The organism is Streptomyces chryseus (genome assembly GCF_014650755.1).
Classification (GTDB): domain Bacteria; phylum Actinomycetota; class Actinomycetes; order Streptomycetales; family Streptomycetaceae; genus Streptomyces; species Streptomyces chryseus.
Genome location: NZ_BMVO01000047.1, coordinates 1 through 21,928, shown reverse-complemented (window position 1 = coordinate 21,928; position 21,928 = coordinate 1). Strand labels below are relative to the sequence as shown.

The following is a 21,928-nucleotide window of genomic DNA, read 5'->3' as shown; positions in this document are numbered from 1 at the left end:
CACGGCCCAAAGCCGCCTAATCAGCCCCGGCGAACCTTCGTGGCCAACGCACTAGCCGGGGCGTACCCCGCCGGGCCGGGGCACCCGCCGTGCGCTCCCGGACGGCGAGCTGAGGAGTCTCGCCGATTGGGCGGAGGCTTCCTGGACGGGCAGCGCTCCCCCGCGCCCGCCCCAGGGCAGGCGCCCGAGCCCTCGGTCGAGGCAGTGGTCTTCCACTGCCTCGACCGCATGGTCAACGTCCTTTTCGGACCGCCCTTCCCGGCCCGTATCACCGCCGCCAAGCCGGCCGACCCCGCCGCCGACGTCATCACCCTCCCCTGCCTCCATCCGCGGCCTCGCCACCGAGGAACTGTCCGACGGGGATGGCACGCACAGGACACTCCACCCGGATCGGCTCGGCAGGGCCGAAGCTCAGTTGCCCCGCAACGCCGCTGCCCCGCGCCGCCGCCGTCGGCGCGGGGCAGCGGCGTTGCGTCGGATTCGGGCACGGCATGGCGATCAGGTCCGGGAGTGGGGCTGCAGGAGCATCTGCTGGAGTTCAGCGGTGCACATCATGTAGCCGTCGGGGGTCGGCAGGTTCTTGAGGTAGTGGCCGAGATCGGATGCCAGGGAGAAGACCCGTACCGGGGTGCCTGCGGCGCGGGCGGACTCCACGACCCTGCGCACCCCGTCCAGGACAGCCGGGTGACGGGTGCGGTAGGAGTCGGCGACCAGGTGGTTGCCCCGGTCCGCCGCAAGATAGAACTGCACCAGGTCCTTGATGCCGACGAACAGTTCGCTGACGCCCACGGCGCACATCGCGGAGGTGGCGTGTACGGCGGAGGGTGTCTCGATGAACGCTGAGAGGGGGACGCCGTCCGGTAGGTCGAGATGCGTTCTGAGCTGGGAGAACTCCGTCTCGTCGCTGACGAACGGCACCGAGAGCCCTACCCGGTCGGCTTCGTCGCCGAGGTGTTTGCGCAGGGTGGACAGCACGGCGTGCAATGCGTGGCGGTAGGCGACAGAGCCGAGCAGCCAGCGTGCGCCGTGCAGGCCCATCTCGGGGTTCGGCTCGACCGCGACCCGGGCGATCTCGGTGACGTCGGCCGCATGGTCGGAGCGCAGGTCGAGCATCCGCAGGATCAGTCGCTGGCCGGGCAGGAGCGCCTCGACGAAGCCGCAGAGCCTGCCTCCGATGGCCTGTCCGTAGGCGGTGATGTCGGCGGGGCCGCCGACCATGGCGTCGAGCGGGCTCAGGCCCAGTGCGAGGCAGAGGAACTCCTCGCGGATGAAGAAGGACTCGACCCGCCCGGCGTTCGGCCCGGAGGCGTTGATGGCGGTGATGTCCCGCAGGTCGGCGATGACCGCGCACGCCGAGCCGAGGTCGTCCAGGGCGGTGCTCCCGGTCTCGGACTCCGCGGACGGCTTCGGTCCGACGACGATCGACGCGCTCTCCAGGTACAGCGTCACCTCGCCGACCAGATCGGCGAGGTCCGCCTCGTCGACACGGAGCACGGGTATCCCTCTGCCGCGGCACAGGGACTGCATGTGACCGGTCAGCCCGCCGGAGCCGCAGACCACCGCGCGCGCGGCCACGATGGCGTCGTACAGCCCGGCTTCGAGGGATGGGGCGACGAGGATGGTTCCCTCGCGTGGGCTACTTGTCCGGTTGCAGATGCCGTGCAGCACGCTCTCGGTGCCGCCGGCCAGAAGAGATCCCAGAATCCGCCGCCCGTTCCCGTTCAACTAGCCCTCCAGGTTATCGACGTTCCCGATCCCGAGTTGCCGACGTAGCTGCCGTGGCGTCACGGAGACGTCGTTGAGCCGTTCCACAGCGACCCGGTTGACGACTGCTCTTATCAGGCGGTCGGGCCGGGATACATTCGTCGGAAGTGCCGGAAGACCGCCCAGGGAAAGAATGCTCGCGTTCAAGCGGGAGTCGAGTGCTTCTCTTTGCTCGCGTTCACGCGTGGCCAGCCTTCGCACTTCCAATACCACAGACTCCTCCAGGGCCGCCCGGGCCGCTTCCTCCGGATTGCTGGCATAGCTTCGGTAGTGGGGATGCCGGGCCGCGATGTCGTTCAGGCCGTCCTGCCGCAGTTCCAGCTGCTCGATCACGTGGGCCGCGACGGATACCGAGTGGTTCTTGATGGCGGCGAGGTTGAACGTGAACGCGCCGGTTCGGCCGTGCCGGACGATCTCGTCGCCCTCCCTCAGCGCGCCGACCGTGGAGATCGGACCCGCCGGTCGGCCGTCGGCGCCCAGCAGCGTTCCGCATTCGTCGACCTCCAGACCGCGCCCGGTGCGCTCGTGGGGCGCCGCGATGCCCTTGCGGAGGAGGTTTCGCCAGAGCGGCTGTCCGACCTTGGCGTAGTCGGACTCCCTGCCGAAGTTGGAGACCACCAGGTCGGCTTCGACGCTGTGCCTCTCATGCTGTGCGACGACCGAGATCAGCAGCCGCCCTGACTGCGCGGGCGTGATCGCCCGCACCTTTCCCAGGACCAGTTCCACCGGCCCGTCCGGTGGCCGCATCGCGTGTTCGATGACCCCCATCGTGTGCTCCACGGCACCGACGCGTAACGCCGCGATGGTCGTGGCGAACTCATCGAGCAGGCAACGCAGTTCCTTCGTGGGGATGCGTTCGATTGCCTCGGGGAGGTACGGCTCCCACGCTTTGGCGACGCGCTCGGGGACGACCGCGGAGGCGATGTCTGGGTGATTCTCCCGGACCGTCGAGCACGCTGTCCGCCATGCGGTCCTGACCCTGGCCAGGAATTCCCCGCGGTTGCGGTAGGGCTCCAGCAGGGTGTCGGGGCGGGGCAGCCGCAGCACACCGTGTTCGTGGGTGTCGGGGTAGGTGCGGAAGATCGTTCCGGACTTGGAGATGAGGCGGATTCGCCCGGTGTGGCCGTTGCGCAGCAACATACCTGCCGAGTCGTAGGCGCTCAGCGCGGATCCGACGATGGCGACGGTGGCGTCGGACGGGAGCTGGGCGAGTTTGCGTACTCCGGTCGCGGAGTACGGGTTCCGTACGAAGGAGGGGTGCCCGGCGACCTCTGCGGCGAAGGGCAATTCCGTGAGTTCGAGGCCGGTGGCGAGGACGACGTGGTCCGTGCCGAGCACCTCCGTGCCGGGGAGCGGCCCGGGACGCAGGCCGTCGAGGCCGTTCGCGGAGAGGTGGCCCACCGTCACTTCGAAGCCCCGGTCGCACGCGTCCATGTCGAGTGCCTCACCGTCCGCTTCGACGAGGTCGACGCCGGGGCGGGACTCCCTTCTGGCCTCGGCCAGCCGGTCGTCGAGGTAGTCCTGGAAGATTCGGCGGGGCGCCGGGCCCTGTTCGGTGAACTCCTGTGCGGCCCAGTATCGCGGCCAGTCCCGGCGGTCGGCCTCCTGGTTGGCCCAGCGGATGAAGTCGAGGACGTCCTCCCGGAACACGGACATGCGTCCGGCCTGGATGTTGAAGACGTGGTCCCAGGGGTTGCCGTCACGGTGGTAGGCGACTCCGGCGGAGCGGTAGTCGGGGCGCCGCTCCAGCAGGACGATCTCGAGTGGTCTTCGCGCAAAGTGGAGCAGTCGGATCGCCGTTGCCGTGCCGGCCAGACCGGCCCCCACGACGAGCACTCTGGGGCGCGCGCCCGTTCGACTCATGAAGCCTCCCCGCTCAACCGGGGGCACCCGCGGTGCCGCCTCCGCCGGTGCCGCGTACTGACTGGAAGTTGCCTGATGGAACGTCGACTTGCTGTGTGTGGTCGGGCCCTTGGGACACGGTTGCGATGCCGGGAAGGGCGGCGTTCTCGAACGTGCGCAGACGATACCCGAGCCTGCCGGCCGTCGAGCCCCGACGTGGTGACCGCGGGACCGGCTCCTTCGCCGATGGGATCAGCCGTCGAGGCCCGGTGCGGCCGGGACGTCGAGTTCCGTACGGGCGTAGTGGTTGAAGTAGTTGGTGTAGAGGTTCACCGCCACGTGGACGAACACCTCTGTCAGCTGGGTATCCGTCCAGCCCTGTGCCACGGCCTTGTCCCACGCCGCGTCGGACGCCTCGCCGACCTCGCCAGCGACCTCCCTCGCGACCTGGACCATGGCGGCGAGCTTCACGTCGTCGCCCGCCTCTCCACGGCGAATCGCCACAGTCTCCTCCTCGGTGAAGCCCGCCGCCTTCGCCGAGACCGTGTGCGCCGACTGGCAGTACGCGCACGCGTCGACCCCGCCCACGGCCAGGGCTATCGCCTCGCGTGCGCGGGTGTCGAAGGTGCCGTGCTCTGCGATGGCCGTGCTGATCGCCACGTAGGCCTCCAGGACCACGGGTGAGTGGGCCATTCCTCCGTGGATGTTGAGCACCCTCCCGAAACGCTTCTCCAGGCGGCGCAGGGTCTCCCCGCCGGCTGCGGGCGCACTGTCGACGGTGTGGACGGGAATCCGCGGCATGTGGTGCCTCTCCTCGGTAGTAGTAAGAGTCCCCCGTCCCCGCAGTCTGCCGAAACAGCGAGACCGCTGGGCGGTTGTCGCCTTCTTCCTTCACAGCCGCTTCTCCTGATGGCGTACCACTTCGGGATTGCTCCGGCTCCCGTCAACTGCGCTGTATGCAGTGCAGTTGTCCGGACCCGAGATCCCCCAGCAAGCCGGGAGATGCCGACCGTTGGGCGATCCTCAATCGTATCTGTGGGGTCCCTTCCCATGATTCGAACCAGACCTGGTGATGGATCCGATCGTGTCGTCACCGGTCTTCGCGATGTGTCCCGCCGGTCACTACACCCGGCGGGACGGCGGGGCCTCTTGGCGGAGCCCGCATGGGGCGCCGTCGAGATCCCGCGCTGGAACGAACAGGCGTGACCGGTGGCCGCCTGCCCTGATGACGAAGGAATGGAAACGCTGATGGCCGACGTGCGGCCCTACTACGAACTGCGCCATCTCGTCGGATTCGAGGAGACCAATCTGGTCGGCAACGTCTACTACGTCAACTACGTACGCTGGCAGGGCCGGTGCCGGGAGATGTTCCTGCTGGACATGGCCCCCGAAGTGCTCGACGACATCCGCGACGACCTGAAGCTGTTCACCGTCTCGGTGAGCTGCGAATTCTTCGCCGAGATCACCGCGTTCGACCAGCTCTCGATCCAGATGCGCCTGGAGCAGCTGACCCAGACGCAGATCGTCTTCACCTTCGACTACGTGCGATTGCACGAGGGCACCGAGAAGCTGGTGGCCCGTGGCCGGCAGCGGGTGGCCTGTATGCGCGGCCCCAACGGCGACACCCGGCCCACGAGGGTGCCCGAGGCCCTGCGGCTGGCCCTGGAGCCGTACGCCGCGCAGGTATCGGCCTCAGCCTCCGTTCGCGGGGGCTGAGGTGCCGACGGACATGTCCGGGACGTGGTCCCGGTGGAGGCCTGTGCCGTAGCCCTGTCCGACGATGCGGTGGGCCGCTGCGTCGTAGTAGCCCCCTCGGTCGGGACATCGGTGGACGGACAGCCGACGTAGCGGTTGTACATGCAGAAGGCCGCGGCGATCAGCACGGTGTCGTGGATGTCGCTGTCCTCGGCACCTTCGGCGCGGGCCGCGGCGACCGCGTCGTCGGACACCGGACGGGCATGTTGCCTCGCCTCGGCCGCGATCCGCAGCAGGGCGCGCAGCCGAGGAGTGACCGGTGCGCTGTCGCCGGCGCACACGGCCCTGACGGTGTCCCGGCCGCCGTCGAGCTGGGCGGCGGCCGCCGCGCCGTGCGTTTCGGCGCAGAAAGGGATGCTGTTCAGGTGGGAGACATACGCCGCGATCAGCTCGCGCTCCCCGCGACTGAGGGAGGCCGGCTCCCGCAGCAGCACGTTGGCGAGGTAATTGAGCGGCGCGGCGGTGTCCGGTCGGTGGGCCATCAGACCGCGGATGCCGGGCTCGTCGTTGCCGACAGTGATATGTGGCATGGGCACGTCCTCGTCCGTCGTCCGAGCGGTAGAACCGTCCATGCTCCTGAGGACGTTGTCCGTTACCAACTCCTCCCTTGCTCAATGCGGTTCGGCCGCCGCGCACTGATCACCTCTTCTGCTCCCTTCCGCTCTCCGTCCGGAAATTCAGCAACCGGTAAAAAGGAATCGCCACCCGTCCCCTTTACGCTGTCGCCGGATCCGACGGCTGACAAGGGAGCTCTGTTGTGGCAGGCATCGATGGATTACCGGTTCGTGGGAGCGGCGTCGGCACCGGAGGGAACGAGGTGCAGCGGCGCGGACTCCTGCTGGTCCTCGGTACGGTCGCCGGTTTTCTGCTGACCGTGATCTGGTCGGCGGAGTTCGTCGACCAGACGGTCGGCGGCAATGTGGCGAGGTCGATTCTCGGTCGTGATCCGCAGACGGCCCCGCTTGCCTCGGTGGCGGCCGGGACGGCCTTCGCCTTCACGTCGGGTCTCGCCGGGACCCTCACCGCGTGCAACATCGCGGTGTTCGGCACGGTCGCTCCGATGCTGGGGACCGTGAACAGTCGTGCGGGCCGGGCCGTCCAGGCGCTCAGGCCGCTAGGCTGGCTCTTCCTGGGCATCGTCGTGGTCTCGGCGGTGTACGGGGCGGTGGTCGGCCTGGTGGGGACGTCGATGCCGCAGTTCTCCGAGGCGCAGACCGTTCCGGGGCAGTTGTCGGGGCGATCGGTGCAGTCGATGGTCACGTTCGGGGTGATCGGGCTGTCGATGTTCTGGCTGGGGCTCAGCGCGCTGGGGTACACCCGTGATCCGTTCGCGAGGTCGGCCCGCCGCTTCCCGCACGGCCAGACGGTGTTCATGGGTGTCCTGGTCGGCGGCTTCCTCATCGGGCGGCCGTATCCGCTCTTCCGCCGGCTCTTCCGTGATGCGGCCGAGAGCGGCAACCCCTTGTACGGGGCGGCGGCGTTCGTGCTGCAGTCGGTCGGCAACGTGGTGATCATCGCGGTGCTCTTCTTCCTGATGGCCTACTTCGCCGGCGGCCGGCTGTCCGTCTGGATGACGGCCAGGCCGGGCCGGATGGCTGCCGTGACCGCGGTGACCCTGATCGTCGCGGGCGTATTCACCGTCCTGTACTGGGACGTCAGGCTGCTCGCGCGCCGCGAGATCATCCCCTGGTACCCGATCGCGCCTTGGGCGGCCTGACAGCATCGGACGCCGCCCGGCCACGATCGCGCGCAAGGGGCGCATTACCGAAGATGCCGTGATCCTCGCCGCCGACCGACGATGAGGCCCTCGCCACCCCCCTGGTGGCCGGCCGAGGAGGCGCCGCGTGGCAACGGCACTGGGTTCCCTGCGCAGACTTCTGATGGCTCCGTCCCTGCGTGACGTGAGCTTCGCCGGACGCGGGTTCCCGGTGACCGAAACCGCTGCCACCAGGCAGCTGGAGACCATCCCGCAGGCCGTGGTGGCCGGCTTCGAATGGGGCATCGAGTCCAAGGGCCTGTGGGAGATCGAGCGGCGGCTCTCACTGGTCGACCCGGAGGTGCAGGGCTTCGCGTACGAGGGCGCGACCATGGCCTCGGTCATCCGGGACTCGATGCCCGGCCGCGGCGGACGCACCCGGGAGCTCCTCCAGGGCGCCGGACGGCGGCACATCTTCCTCAACTACATCGGCATCGGGTTCGCCATGGCCAAGCTGCCCCGGCCGTTGTGGAAGAAGGTCATGCCAGACGAGCTCGACGGTGAGGAGTTCTACCCGCCGATGAACTGGCTCGCCGTCGACGGGTACGGCTTCGACCGCGCCTACTTCGACCCCGCCCGCTGGGTCGACGACCAGCGTCCGGACACGCCCTACGCGTGGGACGGGCACCCCGACTACTTCCGGCGGGCGGTGGACCAGGGCATCGGCCGTGCCCTGTGGTTCATCCACGGTGCGCACGTCGGGCAGGTCAGCGCCGCCGTGCGCAGATTCGCCTCCGCACGTGAGCCGGATCTGTGGGCGGGTGTCGGACTCGCCGCCACCTTTGCAGGCTGCTCCACGGCCGGCGAACTGGCCGCGCTGCGCGCCGAGGCCGGTGAGCTGCACGGCCATGTGGCGCAGGGCGCCGTCTTCGCGGCGAAGGCCCGCCACTTCTCCGCCACCGTCCCCGAGCACACCCGAATCGCGCTGCACGCGCTGGCCGGGATCACCGTCGAGGCGGCGGCGGCGCTCGCCGACGCCGCCGCGCCCGAGCCGGGCGTGGCGGGTGATGTCCCGACCTATGAATTGTGGCGCCGCGCGGTGCGTGAACAACTTCTCGCGCATACCCGTCAAGCATTCCTGGAGTAGCCGCACGGGTACCCCTGTCGAATATCGTCGTCTAACGAACGGGAAATTCAGAGAAAAGGATCGAGGGGCGGTATTTCAGGTGTCCATGATGCGTGCGCTGAGGCGCCGAGTCCTCACGCCCAATGTGCGGGAAACGCAACTGGAAACACGCGGGTTCCACATCAAGAACGCGGAGGCCAAGCAGCAGCTGGAAACGGTCGGGACGAGCTTCCTCCAGGGATACGCCTACGCGGTCGAGGCACGCTCCGCGGACCAGGCCGCCGACTGGCTGGAGACGGTTCCCCGGGCCTTCCGCGGTTTCGCGTACGAGGGCGCCGGTATGGGCGCCGTCATGCTGGACTCGCTGACGGGCGGCAACAAGCGGCTGACCGGGATCCTGGAGGGCAGGGGCCGGCACCACAACTACATGGTCTATGTCGGCGTCGGCTGGGCGATGGCCAGACTGCCGCGGTTCATGTGGCCCGACGCGACCCGTTCCGATCCGGTGCTGCGCTGGCTGATCCTGGACGGGTACGGCTTCCACCAGGCGTACTTCAAGACCGACGCCTATGTCCGCGACCCCGGCCGGGAACACCCCTTCAGCTGGAATGGAGGGCCGGACGCCTACAGTGCCCGCGTCATCGACCAGGGCATCGGCCGCGCCCTGTGGTTCGTCGGCGGCACCGACCCGGATGTCGTCGCCGAGCTCATCGACGCCTACCCCGCCCACCGTCACGGCGACATGTACGCCGGCGCCGGGCTCGCCTGCACCTACGCGGGCAGCGCCGACGAGGACGAGCTGCGGCGCTTCGCCAAGCACGCGGGTGAGCACCGGCCGAACCTGGCGCAGGGCTCCGCGTTCGCCTGCGAGGCGCGCGAGCGGGCGGGTACGACGATCGCCCACACGCATGTCGCCGCCCGTGTCCTGTGCGGGGGCCGGACACCCGGGGAAGCCGCTCGGGTGTGTACCGACGCGGCGCCCGCGGGCTGCGACGGCGGTGAAATTCCCGCATTCGAGATCTGGCGGCAGCACATCGCCGCAGAGATCACTTCCGTTCCGCACGCGTAGAAAGGCGCTGGCATGACCCACCCGATTTCCTGGCTGCGGAAGCAGGCGCCCGGAGTCATCGCACTCATTCTCATGGTCGGCACCTTTTACGCGGTGAAGCCGCATGAGTCGAGTGCTGCCGATAAAGCGGAGCTGGCGGAGAAGTTCGCCTTCAAGCCGATGGCGATATCCATGCCGGGCGGATACGCGAAACAGAGTGTCCGTAAGGTCAACAAGGCCTACAAGCACATCGAGGCGTGGATCTCCTCGGTCGGCGCGGGCGTCGCCATGAACGACATCGACGGTGACGGCCTGCCCAACGACCTGTGCATCACCGACCCGCAGATCGACCAGGCCGTGGTCACCCCCGCGCCGGTGCCCGGCCGCAAGAGCGCGTCGTACACGCCGTTCGCACTCGACATGTCGCCGCTGCCCAAGAGCGGCATCATGGCTCCGATCGGCTGCGTCCCCGGTGACTTCAACGAGGACGGCGCGATGGACCTGCTCGTCTACTACTGGGGCCGTACCCCGGTGATCTTCCAGGCGAAGAAGGAGCCGGGCAAGGACACCACGGCCATGGACCCGAAGCGCTTCGTGTCCGTCGAGCTCGTCCCCGGCAACGGCGGGAAGGACTACAACGGCCCGCTGTGGAACTCCAACGCCGCGACCGTCGCCGACTTCGACGGTGACGGGCACAACGACATCTACATCGGGAACTACTTCCCCGACAGCCCCGTCCTGGACGACACCGTGCACGGCGGCGTGACGATGAACGACTCGCTGTCCCACGCCCAGAACGGCGGCGGCGGCCACTTCTTCCGCTGGACCCGCGCCGGCTACGAGCAGGTCAAGAACGTTCTGCCGAAGGGCATCGACCAGGGCTGGACGCTGGCGGTCTCGGCCACCGACTTGGACGGGGACCAGCGCCCCGAGATGTACCTCGCGCACGACTTCGGGACCTCGGCCCTCCTCTACAACAGGTCGACCCCCGGCACGTTCAAGTTCAGCGAGGTCAAGGCCAAGCACACCGCGACCACGCCGAAGTCCAAGGAGATCGGCCGCAGCTCCTTCAAGGGCATGGGCGTCGACTTCGGCGACCTGGACAACGACGGCCTGTACGACGCCTTCGTCTCCAACATCACCACGTCCTTCGGCATCCAGGAGTCGAACTTCGCCTTCATCGGGACGGCCCGCGACAAGTCGGACCTGCGTGCCCGCTTCCGCGACGGCGTCGCCCCCTACAGGGACGAGAGCGCACCGCTCAACCTCGCCTGGTCCGGATGGGGCTGGGACGTGAAGATGGGCGACTTCGACAACGACGGAATCCAGGAGATCACCCAGGCCGTCGGCTTCGTCAAGGGCAAGCGCAACCGCTGGGCCCAGCTCCAGGAGCTCGCCACCGCCAACGACTCGCTGGTCAAGCACCCCCGCTTCTGGCCCCGCGTAGAGGAGGGCGACGACCTCGCCGGCGACCAGCACCTGCGCTTCTTCGTCCAGGACAAGGACGGCGAGGCCTACAGCGATCTGTCCAAGCAGCTCGGCCTGGCCGTACCCGTGCCCAGCCGTGGTATCGCCACCGGCGACGCCGACGGCGACGGACGCCTCGACATGGTCGTGGCACGCCAGTGGGAGGACCCCGTCTTCTACAGCAACATGAGCCAGGACACCGGTGGTTACCTGAACCTCAGTCTCACCGACAAGGCCGGTTCGCCCGTGACCGGCGCACAGGTCACCGTGACCCTCGCCGACGGCAGCACCCGCCTGGGCCGTGTCGACGGCGGCAGCGGCCACTCCGGCAAGCGCAGCCAGGACGTGCACATCGGCCTCGGCCAGGAGGCTGAGGGGCCGATGCGGACCCACCTGACCTGGCGTGACCGCACCGGGCAGGTGCACAACAAGGATCTCCAGCTGGCCCCCGGCCGGCACTCGCTGGAACTCGGCGCCGACGTGAAGGAGAAGTGACCGTGCCCGAAACCAAGGCGAACACGGCTGCCGCCCCCCGGCACGACGTGAAGGTCATCACCGCCCTCCGCCGGTTCGCGATCTCGATCTCGGTCCTCAACATTGCCGGATACACCTTCCTCGGCTTCGAGCAGCCCTGGCTGTGGCCGTTCATCGCGGTCTTCACCGCCTACGTGGTGGAAATCGGCCTGGAGGCGGTCAGCGCCAGGGGTGAGAAGCGCGCACCGCGCTTCGCGGGCGGGGGACTCAAGGGGATGGTGGAGTTCCTCTTCCCCGCGCACATCACCGGTCTCGCGGTGAACATGCTCACGTACGTCAATGACCGCGTCTGGGTCCTGGTGTTCGGCGTCATCGTGGCCGTCGGCACCAAGTGGGTGCTGCGAGCCCCGCTCAAGGGGCGTATGCGGCACTTCATGAACCCGTCGAACTTCGGCATCGCGGTGATCCTGCTGCTCTTCCCGTGGGCCAGCATCGCCCCGCCCTACCACTTCACCGAGTACCTGTACGGCCCCGCCGACTGGGTCCTGCCGGCGGTCATCCTGGTCCTGGGCACCATGCTGAACGCGAAGCTGACGGGCCGTATGTGGCTGATCGGCGCCTGGCTGGTCGGGTTCGCCCTCCAGGCGGTCATCCGTGGTCTGGTGATGGGGACCTCCATCCCCGCGGCGCTAAGCATGATGACCGGGGTGGCCTTCATCCTCTTCACGAACTACATGGTCACCGACCCCGGCACCTCCCCCTCCAAGCGTTCCTCCCAGATCGCCTTCGGCGCCGGCGTCGCCGCGATGTACGGGGTACTGACCGGGCTCGGCATCGCATACGGCATCTTCTTCGCCACCGCCCTGGTCTGCCTGATCCGCGGCGGCTACCTGTGGGGCCTGCACTTCATGGCGAAGCAGCGTGCGGCGGCGGACAAGCAGGCACAGCAGGCCCTGGCGCATCAGGGCCCGGCACAGCGGGCCCCGACAGAGCCCGCAGAGCAGGTCGCCGCCGTACCGGCTCCCGGGGCCTCCCCCGCCCCGGATCCCGCTCCCGTACGCGCGGCCACGGTCACGGCGGTTCGCACCGGTGACCCGTGCCAGGACGGCACCTGCTTCCACGGCAAGTGCGCGTCCCTCCGGGCGGCGGCGCAGGAGAAGAAAGTGGCGATGCCAGGATGAGCCGAATCGCGATCGTTGGCGTGTCGTGCAGTTACCCCGACGCCACCACCCCGCGCGAACTCTGGGAGAACGCGGTCGCCGGGCGGCGAGCCTTTCGCCGACTGCCCGACGTGCGGATGCGCCTGGACGACTACTACGACCCGGACCCCACGGTCCCCGACAAGTTCTACAGCCGTAACGCCGCCGTCCTGGAGGGGTGGGAGTTCGACCGTATCGCCCACCGCATCGCGGGCAGCACCTATCGTTCCACCGACCTCACGCACTGGCTCGCGCTCGACACCGCCACCCGGGCGCTGGCCGACGCAGGCTTCCCTGCCGGGGAAGGGCTGCCCAAGGAGCGCACCGGCGTCGTCGTCGGCAACACCCTCACTGGCGAGTTCGCCCGCGCCAACATGATGCGGCTGCGCTGGCCGTACGTACGCCGGGTGCTCGCCGACGCCCTCAAGGGGCAGGACTGGGGCGATGAGCGCCTCGGCCAATTCCTCGAAGGAGTGGAGGACGCTTACAAAAAGCCGTTCCCCGCCATCGACGAGGACACCCTCGCGGGCGGCCTGTCCAACACCATCGCCGGCCGGATCTGCAACCACTTCGACCTCAACGGCGGCGGATACACCGTCGACGGCGCGTGCTCGTCCTCGCTCCTGTCGGTCACCACCGCCGCCACCTCGCTGCTGTACGGGGACCTCGACATCGCTGTCGCCGGGGGCGTCGACCTGTCCATCGACCCCTTCGAGATCATCGGCTTCGCAAAGACCGGAGCGCTCGCCAAGCGCGAGATGCGGCTCTACGACCGCGGTTCCAACGGCTTTTGGCCCGGCGAGGGCTGCGGCATGGTCGTCCTGATGCGCGAAGAGGACGCCCTCGCCGCCGGACACCGTGTCTACGCCTCGATCGCCGGCTGGGGCGTTTCCTCCGACGGGCAGGGCGGCATCACCCGCCCCGAGGTCAGCGGCTACCAGCTCGCCCTGGCCCGCGCCTACGAACGGGCCGGCTTCGGCATCGACACCGTGCCGCTCTTCGAGGGCCACGGCACCGGCACCGCCGTCGGCGACGCGACCGAACTCAGGGCGATCATGGGCGCCCGTGCCCAGGCCGATCCCGACGCCCCCAGCGCCGTCATCAGCTCCATCAAGGGCATGATCGGTCACACCAAGGCCGCCGCCGGAATCGCCGGACTGATCAAGGCCACGATGGCCCTGGACGCGGCGATGCTGCCACCCGCCATCGGCTGCGTCGACCCGCACGAGCTACTCACCGACGAGTCGGCCAACCTGCGGGTACTGCGCAAGGCGGAGGTTTGGCCCAAGAACACACCGCTGCGCGCCGGGATCACCGCCATGGGATTCGGCGGGATCAACACCCATGTCGTACTCGACAAGGCCGCCCCCGCCAAGCGCCAGGTCACCAGCCGCCGCGCCACCACCCTGGCCAACTCGCTCCAGGACGCCGAACTGCTGCTGCTGGACGCCGAATCACCGCAGGCGCTCAAGGAACGCCTCATCCAGGTCGCCGACTTCGCCGGCACGGTCTCCTACGCCCAGCTCGCCGATCTGGCCGCCACCCTCCAGCGCGAACTGCGCGAACTGCCCCACCGGGCGGCCGCCGTCGTCACCTCACCGCAGGACGCCGAACTGCGGCTGCGCCGGCTGGCCGACGCGCCGAACGGGGGTGGAGGCATCACGCTCTCTTCTGACGGCCGTGCCATCCTCGGCCGGGCGACCGACGGCGCCCGCATCGGCTTCCTCTTCCCGGGCCAGGGCTCGGGCACCTCGACCGGCGGCGGCGCCCTCGCCCGCCGCTTCACCGAGGCCGCGGACGTGTACAGGCGGGCCAAGCTGCCCGCCACCGGCGACATGGTCGCCACCGACGTGGCTCAGCCCCGCATCGTCACCGGCTCCACCGCCGGACTGCGCGTCCTGGATGCGCTCGGCATCGAGGCTGACATCGCCGTCGGCCACAGCCTCGGCGAACTCTCCGCCCTGCACTGGGCGGGCGCCCTGGACTCCACCACTCTGCTGGAGGCGGCCCGGGCCCGCGGAGCGGCCATGGCCGAGCACAGCGCCTCGGGCACCATGCTCTCGCTGGCCGCCACCCCCGAGCAGGCCGGGGAGCTCATCGACGGGCTGCCTGTCGTCATCTCCGGTTACAACGGCCCCCACCAGACCGTCGTCGCCGGAACTGCCGACGCCATCGCCGCTGTCACCGGACGGGCCGGACAAGCCGGTGTCACCTGCACCGGCCTCGCGGTCTCGCACGCCTTCCACTCGCCCCTGGTCGCTCCGGCCGCCGACGCCTTCGGCGACTGGCTCGCCGGAGTGCGCATGGACGAGGTGAACCGCCGGGTCGTTTCCACCGTCACCGGCGGCGAACTGGAGAGCGACACCGACCTGTCCAAACTGCTGCGGCGGCAGATCACCGACCCGGTGCTGTTCACCCAGGCGGTACGGTCGGCCGCCCCCCATGTCGACCTGTTCGTCGAGGTCGGCCCCGGCCGGGTGCTCGCCGGCATGGCGGCAGCCACCGCCGACGTACCGGCTGTCGCCCTCAACACCGATGACGAGTCCCTGCGTGGACTGCTCCAAGTCGTCGGCACCGCCTATGTGCTGGGCGCCCCGCTCATCCACGAGCGGCTCTTCAACGACCGGCTGACCCGGCCGCTGGAGGTCGGCGCCGAGTTCAGCTTCCTGGCCAATCCCTGCGAACAGGCGCCCGATGTCGCCCTGCCCACCATGCGCGGCTCCCGGACCGAGGACTCCGGCGACGGCGTCACCGCACAGGCCGGCGTCTCGGCGGGACAGTCGGCGCTCAGCGTGCTGCGCGCCCTGGTCGCCGAACGGGCGGAACTGCCGCCCGAGCTGGTCGACGAGAACAGCAGCCTCCTGGACGACCTGCACATGAGTTCGATCACGGTCGGCCAGATCGTCAATCAGGCCGCCGTCCAGCTCGGTCTCACCGCCGCCCACGTACCGACCAACTTCGCTACCGCGACGATGACCGAACTGGCCGAGGCGCTCACCACCCTCGCCGAGACCGGTGACAGCGGTACGGGCCCCGCACCCGTCGTGGCCGGCGCCGCCGCATGGGCCCGCCCCTTCTCCGTCGACCTCGACGAGGTCCCGCTGCCCGCCCCCGTACTGGGCGGGGGCAACGGCTCCTGGGAGCTGTTCACCACCCAGGACCACCTCTTCGCTCAGGACGTGCGAAGCGCCCTCGAGAACGCCGCGGTGGGCTCCGGGGTCCTGGTCTGCCTACCGCCCGCCTGCACCCGGGAGCAGATCGAACACGCGTTGAACGGTGCCAGGGCCGCCCTCGCGGGCGACCGCGAGCGCCGCTTCGTCCTGGTGCAGCACGGCCGGGGCGCGGCCGGACTGGCCAAGACTCTGCACCTGGAGGCACCCCACCTGCGGACCACCGTCGTCCACACCCCGGTGGCCGACGGCGCCGCGGAGCGGGTGGCCGCCGAGGTCGCGGCGACCACCCGCTTCAGCGAGGTCCATCTCGCCGCGGACGGCACCCGCCGCGTCCCGGTACTACGCGCCCTGCCGGTCCGCGCCGGGCGTACCGACCAGGTACTGGAGGACTCCGACGTCCTGCTCGTCACCGGCGGGGGCAAGGGCATCACCGCCGAGTGCGCCCTGGCTGTGGCCCGGCAGACCGGCGTCAAGCTGGCTGTCATCGGCCGGTCGGACCCCGCCCTGGACGAGGACCTCGCCACGAACCTGCGGCGTATGGAGGACAGCGGGGCAACGGTGCGTTACGCCGCTGCCGACGTCACGGACCCGGTACGCGTCGCCGCAGCCGTCGCCGAACTCACCGGCGCGCTCGGTCCCGTCACCGCCGTGCTCCACGGGGCAGGCCGCAACGAGCCCGCCTCCCTCACCGGCCTCGCTATGGACGCCTTCCACGCCACGTTCGCCCCCAAGGTCGACGGGCTGCGCACCGTCCTGGACGCCGTCGGCGAGGAGAACCTGAAACTCCTCGTCACCTTCGGCAGCATCATCGGCCGGTCCGGACTGCGCGGCGAGGCGCATTACGCCACCGCCAACGAATGGCTGGCCGACCTCACCGAGAAGGTCGCCCGCGACAATCCGCACTGCCGTGCTCTGTGCATGGAATGGTCCGTGTGGTCCGGTGTCGGCATGGGCGAGAAGCTCTCCGTCGTGGAGTCCCTGTCCCGCGAGGGCATCGTCCCGGTCTCGCCCGACCAGGGCGTCGAGATCCTGCTGCGGCTGATCTCGGACCCGGACGCCCCCGTGGTGACGGTGATCAGCGGACGTACCGAAGGGATCGGAACGGTACGCCGCGACCTCCCGCCGATGCCGTTGCTGCGGTTCACCGGAACCCCGCTGGTGCGTTACCACGGCGTCGAACTCGTCACCGAGGCCGAACTGAACGGCGGTACCGATCTCTACCTCGCCGACCACCTCCTGGACGACAACATGCTGATGCCCGCGGTGATCGGTATGGAGGCCATGGTCCAGGTGGCGTCCGCGGTCACCGGACGCGGCGACGTACCGGTCATCGAGGGGGCGCAGTTCCTGCGGCCCATCGTGGTGCCGCCCGCAGGGACCACCCGCATCCGGATCGCGGCCACCGTAACCGACACCGACACCGTGGACGTGGCCATCCACGCGGAGGACACCGGCTTCTTCGCCGAACACTTCCGAGCGCGGCTGGTCTACTCCGGCGCCGGAATCCCGGACGGCCCCCCGGGCCAGGTCGGCCCGGACGTCCCGCCCGCCCCGCTGGACCCGGCGGCCGACCTGTACGGCGGTGTCCTCTTCCAGGGCGAGCGCTTCCAGCGGCTGCGCCGCTTCCACCGGGCGGCCGCCCGGCACGTCGACGCCGATGTGGCGATCGCCGCGCCGTCCGGCTGGTTCGCCGGCTTCCTGCCGGGCACCCTGCTGCTGGCCGATCCGGGGATGCGGGACGCGCTGATGCACGGCAACCAGGTGTGCGTCCCCGACGCGACCCTGCTGCCGTCCGGCATCGAGCGGCTGTACCCGATGGCCGCCGGCGACGATCTGCCGCCGGAGGTGCGCTACTGCGCCACCGAGCGCCACCGGGACGGCGACACCTATGTGTACGACATCGCGGTACGCACTCCCGACGGCACTGTCGTCGAACGGTGGGAGGGGCTCACCCTGCATGCCGTCCGCAAGACGGACGGCTCCGGGCCGTGGGTCGCCCCGCTGCTCGGCTCCTACCTGGAGCGGACTCTGGAGGAGGTGCTCGGCACCCATCTCGACATCGCCGTCGAACCGGACCTGCCCGGTGCCGGGGAGTCCAGGGACGAGCGACGTGCGGCCACCGCACGGGCCGTTCAGCGAGCACTGGGCGAGAGCGCCGAAGTGCGCTACCGGCCCGACGGACGCCCCGAACTCGCCGACGGCCGCCGGATCTCGGCCGCCCACGGCCTGGGCGTGACCCTCGGGGTCGCCGCCGCGCAGACCGTGGCCTGCGACATCGAGGCGGTCTGCGTACGCAGCGCCACCGAATGGGCGGGGCTGCTCGGTGAGCACGCCGAACTGGCCGCTCTGGTGGCCAAGGAGACAGGCGAGGCCCCCGACACCGCGGCGACGCGTGTGTGGGGCGCCGTCGAGTGTCTCAGGAAGGCCGGACTGATGGCCGGGGCCCCCCTCGCACTGGCTCCGCCGGACAAGGACAACTGGGTGGTACTCACCGTGGGCGGAATGCGGATCGCCACCTTTGTCACGGCGCTGCGCGACGCCCTGGAACCGGCGGTGTTCGCCTTCCTCGCCGAAGGCCCGGACGGCGCCGTCACCGCCGCCAGGACCCGGCCATGACGGGCCGCAAGGGCCGCACGGGCCGGCTCCCGGTCGCCGCCCCCGTACCCGCACTGTTCCCCGATGCGCCGGCACGAGCGTCGGCGTCCTGCGCGGCCGGATCCCGGCCGCTGACAGGGAGGCAGACATGAGCCCGACCACTGTTCCGTCCATGGAACTCGTCGACCTGGAGGACCGAAAACAACTGCGGGGTGTGTTCGGCACCTTCCCCACCGGGGTCACCGTGGTGACCGTCGGCGGGGACTCCCCGCGGGGCATGACGGCCAACTCGTTCACCTCCGTCTCCCTCTCTCCGCCCTTGGTGCTCGTCTGCGTCGGCAAAAACGCACTGATGCACGGCAGCCTGGACCATTCGCAGACGTTCTCGGTGTCGGTGCTCAACGTCGGCCAGGAGGCCGTGGCACGTCACTTCGCCGACCATTCGCGTCCCGTGGGAGCCGGCCAGTTCGACGCCGTCGCCTGGCAGCCCGGACCGAAGTCCGGCGCACCGCTGATCGCCGGTGCCGTGGCGCATCTGGAGTGCGAGAAGAAGAAGCTGTACGAAGGCGGTGACCACACGATCTTTCTCGGCGAGGTTCTCTCTGCGGTGCGCTGGCCGTTCCGTGAAGCCCTGCTGTTCTCCGGCGGCCGCTTCCGGCGGTTCGCCCCTGAACACGGTGAAGGCAAGGTGGCATGAGGATCGACCCGCCGGGCCCGCCGGTCAGTGCCCTGCCGGGGCTGCTGAAGAAGTTCGCGGTGAACCGCCTGGGAATGATGAAGGACGCGGCCGCCCTGGGCGACGCCGTGCGGGTCTCCATGGGACCCAAGAAGCTCTACATCTTCAACCGGCCCGACCACGCCAAACACGTACTCGCCGACAACAGCACCAACTACCACAAGGGCATCGGCCTCGTGCAGTCCCGCCGGGTCCTGGGCGACGGCCTGCTGACCAGTGACGGCGAGGTGTGGCGGGCCCAGCGCCAGACGGTGCAGCCCGCGTTCAAGCCGGGGCGCATCAACCGGCAGGCGCACGCCGTCGCGCAGGAGGGCACCAAACTGGTCGCCCTCCTGCGCGCCCATGAGGGGAGCGGCCCGGTCGACGTCCTTCAGGAGGTCACCGGACTCACCCTCGGTGTGCTTGGCCGCACCCTGCTCGACTCCGACCTCACCTCCCAGGACACCCTCGCGCCCGCCTTCGAAGAGGTGCAGGATCAGGCGATGCTGGAGATGGTCTCCCAAGGCATGGTGCCCAGCTGGCTCCCGCTGCCTGCGCAGGCCCGCTTCCGCCGGGCCCGCCGGGAGCTGTACCGGGTGGCGGATCTGCTGGTGGCCGACCGCAGCGCGCGGATGGCCGACGGTGAGCCCGGCGACGACGCACTGTCCCGGATCATCGAGGCCGCCCGACGGCGGAACAGGCGGCCCCAGCAGATCCGCAGACAGCTCCGGGAGGAGCTGGTCACCTTGCTGCTCGCGGGGCACGAGACGACGGCCAGTACCCTAGGCTGGACGCTGCACCTGCTGGAGCGTCATCCCGAGGTCCGCGCCGCTGTCCGCGAGGAGGCCAGGAACGTCCTGGGCGAACGTCTCCCGGACGTCGACGACCTGCACCGGCTGACTTACACGACCATGGTCGTCCAGGAGGCCATGCGGCTCTACCCGCCGGTGTGGGTCCTGCCCCGGATAGCCCAGCAGCGGGACGAGGTCGGCGGATACACTGTGTCGGCCAAGGCCGACGTCCTGATCTGCCCGTACATCCTGCACCGCAATCCGCGTCTCTGGGAGGACCCCGAGCGCTTCGATCCCGAGCGCTTCGATCCGCAGGCGGTGGCCAGCCGCCCCCGGTACGCCTATATTCCCTTCGGCGCGGGACCGCGCTTCTGCGTCGGCAGCAACCTCGGCATGATGGAAGCGGTGTTCGTGACCGCGCTGGTCACCCGGGACCTCGACCTGCGTACCGTCCCCGGGCACCGGGCGGTCGCCGAGCCCATGCTGTCGCTGCGGATGCGCGGCGGACTGCCGATGACGGTGAGCGCGGCGGACTGATGGACGAGCGGGAACGCCCAACGGGCCGCAGGAGAAAACCCCTTCGCGTCCGGCCCCGTCCGCCGCGAGTCCGGACGGAGCAAACGGACCGGACGGACCGGGGGCCCGCCCCAGTGAGGAGGCAGCCCACGAGCGACAGCGACCGCGTGTCCCGGGTGCCGCCCGGAGCAGCACCCACCACGGAGCCGTCGGCCGGCACAGTCCTCGGCGCGGCGGCGGCTTCGCCCGCCGCGTACAACGCGGACACCGCTCAGGAGACGGCCACCGCGCTGATCCGTCTGCTGATGGAGCAGCTGGGGTTGGCTCCCGGCGGCATCGCGCCGAGAGACCGCGCCGGAACTCCGGGAACGGGGGCGCGGGGCCCGGCCGGTGGGCCGGGGCGCCCTTCACGGGGCCGGGCAGAACATACCGGGGGCAAGTGGTCTCCGGGAAAGGGAACCCGTGTGAAACAGGAGAGGGAGGAGTGGCGATGAGGCCGCTCGTGCGGGCCGTGCTGCGGGGCTCCCTGCGGCAGGTGCGGTACGTGGATGTGATCGCCCCGCGCCGCGCCCGGGGCCTGGTGGCGCAGGTGTACCGCCGCACGGAGCGGGACTTCGGGGTGCTCGCACCGCCCGTGGCCCTCCATTCGCCGGCTGCCGCATCACTGGCGGCGACCTGGCTGATGCTGCGTGAGACCCTGCTCGCCGACGGCCTGGTGAGCCGCGCGGTGAAGGAGACGGTCGCCACCGAGGTCTCACGCGCCAATGACTGCCCGTACTGCGTCGGTGTGCACCAGGCGGTCCTGGGGACGCTGCCGCCGGACAGGACGGTCTCCCGGATCGCCGAGTGGGCCAGGGCGACCGGACGGCGCGCCCCGGGAGACTCGGCCGGGAGCGCTGCCCCGCTCCCGTTCACGGACGGACAGGAGCCGGAACTCTTTGGCGTCGTGGTGACGTTCCACTACATCAACCGCATGGTGACCCTCTTCCTGGCCGACTCCCCCATGCCCGCCCGGACGCCGGCGCCCCTGCGTGGGCCCATCATGCGCACCACCGCCCTGGCCATGCGTCCCGTCGCCCCGGGCCCGCTGGCGCCGGGCGACTCGCTCGGCCTGCTGCCCCCGGCGCCCCTGCCCCCCGGACTGGAGTGGGCCCTGGGCAGTCCTTCCGTGGCAGAGGCCTTCGGGCGGGCCTTCGCCGCCGTGGAGCAGGGGGCACGCTGGGTGCCGGAACCGGTACGGGAGCGGTTGCGCTCGCGCCTCGATCGGTGGGACGGATCCGCCCCGGGGCTGGGCCGGGGGTGGATCGACGAGGCCGTGTCGGCGCTGCCGGCCGAGGACGTGCCGGCTGCCCGGCTCGCACTGCTGACGGCCTTCGCGCCGTACCAGACCCTCCCGGAGGACGTGGCGGCCTTCAGGAGCCGGTTCCCCACCGACCGTGAACTGATTGAGCTCACGTCCTACGCCGCCCTGACCACCGCGGTGCGGATCGGCGGCCGGATCTGCATACCCCGCCGGGCCGGGCCGGCGTGAGACCGGCCCCGGCACGGGCGGGTCGCGGGGGCAGAAGGGGTAGCGGACGCCGGTGAGGCGTTCGGACTCCTCCCACAGGCGGTGCCGGACCTCCGGGTCGCGGGCGGCCCTGCCGGGAGGGACGAGTTCGGGTGCGCCCCGTGTCTCGGTCACGCCGAGCGGCCCGTAGAACTCCCCGCTGAGGTGACTCCTGTGGTGTGGACACACCTGACAATGGATCTTGATGGTCCAGGAAG

Annotated in this window: 13 protein-coding genes and 1 pseudogene; 10 read left to right on the top strand and 4 right to left on the bottom strand. The window is 70.1% G+C overall.

Annotation, left to right across the window (positions count from 1 at the left end):
- Nucleotides 1–498: 498 nt before the first annotated feature.
- The 3 genes from IE185_RS32095 to IE185_RS32085 form a co-directional block, all read right to left on the bottom strand.
- Nucleotides 499–1,725 (bottom strand): putative PEP-binding protein, encoded by a 1,227-nt coding sequence (locus tag IE185_RS32095; RefSeq protein ID WP_138895290.1) that lies wholly within the window; start codon nt 1,723–1,725, stop codon nt 499–501.
- Nucleotides 1,726–3,627, bottom strand: coding sequence for an FAD/NAD(P)-binding protein (locus tag IE185_RS32090; RefSeq protein ID WP_138895291.1), 1,902 nt, complete (start codon nt 3,625–3,627; stop codon nt 1,726–1,728).
- 231 nt (nt 3,628–3,858) lie between these two features.
- Nucleotides 3,859–4,407, bottom strand: a complete 549-nt coding sequence (locus IE185_RS32085; protein ID WP_138895292.1) for a carboxymuconolactone decarboxylase family protein — start codon at nt 4,405–4,407, stop codon at nt 3,859–3,861.
- Between the two features lie 447 nt (nt 4,408–4,854).
- On the opposite strand from IE185_RS32085, the gene IE185_RS32080 reads away from it, so the two are divergent.
- Complete coding sequence (locus tag IE185_RS32080; RefSeq protein WP_211362557.1) at nt 4,855–5,322, top strand: acyl-CoA thioesterase; 468 nt, start codon at nt 4,855–4,857, stop codon at nt 5,320–5,322.
- On the opposite strand, the pseudogene IE185_RS32075 reads toward IE185_RS32080, so the two are convergent.
- Nucleotides 5,299–5,891: pseudogene (locus IE185_RS32075) on the bottom strand (carboxymuconolactone decarboxylase family protein). The gene IE185_RS32080 and the pseudogene IE185_RS32075 overlap by 24 nt on opposite strands.
- Before the next feature lie 227 nt (nt 5,892–6,118).
- Here IE185_RS32075 and IE185_RS32070 point away from each other — a divergent pair.
- The 9 genes from IE185_RS32070 to IE185_RS32030 all read left to right on the top strand — a co-directional run bounded on the left by IE185_RS32070 (nt 6,119) and on the right by IE185_RS32030 (nt 21,692).
- Complete coding sequence (locus IE185_RS32070; protein WP_211362558.1) at nt 6,119–7,078, top strand: hypothetical protein; 960 nt, start codon at nt 6,119–6,121, stop codon at nt 7,076–7,078.
- A 127-nt stretch (nt 7,079–7,205) separates the two neighbouring features.
- Nucleotides 7,206–8,204, top strand: coding sequence for a DUF1702 family protein (locus tag IE185_RS32065; RefSeq protein ID WP_138895293.1), 999 nt, complete (start codon nt 7,206–7,208; stop codon nt 8,202–8,204).
- 79 nt (nt 8,205–8,283) lie between these two features.
- Nucleotides 8,284–9,252: a DUF1702 family protein gene (locus IE185_RS32060; RefSeq protein WP_138895294.1), complete on the top strand. Its 969-nt coding sequence runs from the start codon at nt 8,284–8,286 to the stop codon at nt 9,250–9,252.
- A gap of 12 nt (nt 9,253–9,264) precedes the next feature.
- Complete coding sequence (locus tag IE185_RS32055; protein WP_138895295.1) at nt 9,265–11,193, top strand: CRTAC1 family protein; 1,929 nt, start codon at nt 9,265–9,267, stop codon at nt 11,191–11,193.
- Complete coding sequence (locus tag IE185_RS32050) at nt 11,190–12,353, top strand: enediyne biosynthesis protein (protein WP_373303779.1); 1,164 nt, start codon at nt 11,190–11,192, stop codon at nt 12,351–12,353. The genes IE185_RS32055 and IE185_RS32050 overlap by 4 nt, the downstream gene beginning before the upstream one ends.
- Nucleotides 12,350–18,160, top strand: a complete 5,811-nt coding sequence (locus IE185_RS32045) for a type I polyketide synthase (RefSeq protein WP_189716496.1) — start codon at nt 12,350–12,352, stop codon at nt 18,158–18,160. Before IE185_RS32050 ends, IE185_RS32045 begins: the two co-directional genes overlap by 4 nt.
- 127 nt (nt 18,161–18,287) lie before the next feature.
- Complete coding sequence (gene sgcE6 / locus IE185_RS32040) at nt 18,288–18,836, top strand: NADH-dependent FAD reductase SgcE6 (RefSeq protein WP_138898846.1); 549 nt, start codon at nt 18,288–18,290, stop codon at nt 18,834–18,836.
- The gene (locus tag IE185_RS32035) at nt 18,833–20,182 is read left to right on the top strand and encodes a cytochrome P450 (RefSeq protein ID WP_138898847.1); all 1,350 of its coding nucleotides are present in this window, start codon (nt 18,833–18,835) and stop codon (nt 20,180–20,182) included. The genes sgcE6 and IE185_RS32035 overlap by 4 nt, the downstream gene beginning before the upstream one ends.
- Before the next feature lie 469 nt (nt 20,183–20,651).
- Nucleotides 20,652–21,692: a carboxymuconolactone decarboxylase family protein gene (locus IE185_RS32030; RefSeq protein WP_189716494.1), complete on the top strand. Its 1,041-nt coding sequence runs from the start codon at nt 20,652–20,654 to the stop codon at nt 21,690–21,692.
- Nucleotides 21,693–21,928: the final 236 nt, after the last annotated feature.